A 1,667-nucleotide genomic window follows, 5' to 3' on the forward strand; every position below is an offset into this window, starting at 1 on the left:
TCTATCTCCTTTTCATGATCAACAGTTGAACATGAGTAGAGTAGAATGAATATGTAAATGATAATTTTTCTCATTTTTAGCATTACCCACAACGGCTACGTATATGAAACGTAAGGGGGTAAATGCGATTTCCTATCAAGTTTGCACGTAGTCAAATTTGCGTTTTGACACAAATTTAAAACATTTAACAAACTCGTCAAATCGCAGATTTGGCGGGCTTGAATAAACGCACAAAAGTTTCGTAACCTACTGTCGCCCTTATGTTTTATATACTTTGTTACCTGCCGTAATTCATTCATTTTCTTTTATATATAACATGCTTTTTTCAAATTCTTCTTTTACTGTTGGTGTCAAATATTTACTCCAGTCAGATTCATAATCACAGCGATATAAAGCAAACTTTGCAAGTGCAAATCCATACATTCTTTCATTTAAATACCCTTGTGAATTTGCTCTCCAACCGTATGAGTTTTGTTGGTATTGAAAAATTGAATTTGCATTAAATATTCCAAATCCAAATATAATCGGAATCAAATCTGTTAGATATTCGTCATTTTCTTTAATTCTCTTTTCACCAAGCAGTTTTATATGTGCTAATTCATGTGCAACTGTTGCTATTAATGCAAGTGGATTATTAAGCTGTGATTTTTCTAATGAAATCTGATATTTTCCTTTCTTTGATTTTCCCCAATATTGTCCTGATGAATATTTGTCTTTCTCATATTGCTGAGTAATAAAATTTCCACCAAGTTCCATTTGAGATTGGTTATAAAAACCAACATCAATCAAATCACGATTTATTTGCATTTTGGAGGCTACAAAGTCAATGAGTTCCTTAGCACAATCTTCTGTTGCATTAAATTTAATTGGAATTTTACTTTTTACTGGTATTATTATTTCTGAATTCAATACTGTTTCTTTTCCGAATTCTTTTATAATCCAATCAAAACTTCTATTAATCCACTCAATACTTTCATTGTCTAAGGGCTGAATAACTTTTTTATTATTAAAGAGTCCAATTAAAGAGCCGAAATATGGCATCAACCAAGTCAGTTTTTTTAGTCGCTTTTTATGATTTTGAGTTATTAACTTACTTTTTCCTATTTTCCTATGAGCTATTAATGAAAGCAAAAAATAGATTAACACTAACAAACTAATAACAAATATTTTAATCCAAAATTGATAATTAATCGCTACTTCATAGTCTTCTCCAAGACTATCAAGCAGTTTAATTGCATCATTATTTCTTTGGTATGCAGACTTTTTAAGAAATCCGATTGCTTTGTTATAATCATGTATTAGAGTGTCGTTCAGGTAAATTGTACCAAGATAATACTGAGCAGGAGCATATCCACTTTCTGCACTTTCAGTAATCATCTCGATGGCTTTAATTCTATCCTTCCTATATTTTTCTGGCTCTGTATATTTATAACTCTCGTACATGATTTTACCAAGAATAAAATCTGACGAAGCCTTACCCATTTTATAAGTCCCTTCTTGTGTCGTAATTTCCACTTGGGCAAATCCAACTGGACTTATCAGGAGAAAAATAATTATATGTAGAATGTTTCTTTTCATCTTATGGCAGGTAACGTTCCCGCGGTATGGTGTCGTGGCAGTTTCTTTCACCCGTGAAAGGAACTGTCATGACGAAAGGCGCTTGCAGC

The 1,667-nt window shown here is 32.1% G+C and carries 1 protein-coding gene; it reads right to left on the bottom strand.

The window, feature by feature from the left end; translation table 11 throughout:
• Positions 1–291: 291 nt before the first annotated feature.
• Entirely contained in the window at positions 292–1,578 is a 1,287-nt protein-coding gene (locus tag ACE01N_RS20370; protein WP_380592900.1) for an SEL1-like repeat protein, read from the bottom strand.
• Between the last annotated feature and the right edge of the window lie 89 nt (positions 1,579–1,667).

It is taken from the genome of Quyinboa ferrireducens (genome assembly GCF_042436675.1).
In the GTDB taxonomy this organism is placed as follows: Bacteria; Bacteroidota; Bacteroidia; order Bacteroidales; family UBA5342; genus JBHJHP01.